The sequence below is a fragment of the Furfurilactobacillus curtus genome (assembly GCF_045862785.1).
Taxonomy (GTDB): domain Bacteria; phylum Bacillota; class Bacilli; order Lactobacillales; family Lactobacillaceae; genus Furfurilactobacillus; species Furfurilactobacillus curtus.
Map to the genome: position 1 here is coordinate 1 of NZ_BQXO01000031.1, position 1012 is coordinate 1012.

Here is a 1012-nt window from a genome sequence, read left to right on the forward strand (position 1 = left end):
TTAGCGGGGAACAGTACCCCACCTACGTCCAGTCGGGCGAGAATTTTATTCGGGTGTTAGCGATTGCTGACTATCCCAAGCGGGTGTATGGCAACTGGTTGTCAGAATTGAAGCGAAAAAAAGGCGTCATCGATATTGTGCAATATATCGACAGCGCCAGTAACAATTCAATGATTACCTATTACAAGAAGACGATTCAAAATAAAGAAGCGCAGAAGCTGAATACGTTCGACCCGTATAAAAAGAAAATTCTGCAAAATTATATTGATTCAGCCAACATGCAACTAGATAAATACCTCGATAATTCTACCACATTTGTGTACCAACATATGCTCATTTATCTGCGGGCCAACAGTTTAGCAGAACTAGACGATTTAACCGAAAACGTCAAGAATACGTTGATTAAACTACAAATGAAGCCCCTAGTGCCCGTTAAAGCGACTTTCCAAGCATTTTGGTCAACCATGCCAATTAACGAGAACCTCATGGGGGATTACACCTATAAAGAGAGTAATACCGAAGTCGCCAGCAGCATGTTTCCTTTTGATGACGCTGAAATTCTGGACTTAAAGCCGAGAAGCGATATTGAAGGGGTTAACAAAGATACCAACAGCTTAATTGCCGTAGATATGTTGGATCGCAACAAGACCCTAAATCAAAATCAAGTGATTATCGGGACCTCGGGGGTCGGCAAGACCACCTATATGATTCAGAAAATCCTACGCTACGCCATTCAAGACTATCAACTCTACATTATTGATCCAGAAAACGAATATACCAAGATTGTCGAAGCCCTGGGTGGGGCAGTCTTGCACTTAACTTCTAATGCGAAGTACAAAATTAACCCGCTACAAATCTTTTCCGAAGAAATCTTAAGCGCCGATGAAGCGGTCACAAACCTTGATTTACTAGTCAAAGATAAAATCCAGCGATTAAAGGGATTCTTTGAAGTGCTTAAAACCGGGATTACCCAAGTTGAGCTGGCAATCCTTGATGATGTCGTTAAACAAGC

1 protein-coding gene is annotated in these 1012 nt (G+C 41.7%); it reads left to right on the forward strand.

All coding sequences use genetic code 11. The features are described from left to right. Positions 1-1012, forward strand: a 1012-nt coding sequence (locus ACKTR2_RS10255; protein ID WP_407885038.1) for a helicase HerA domain-containing protein, incomplete at both ends; no start/stop codon positions are given.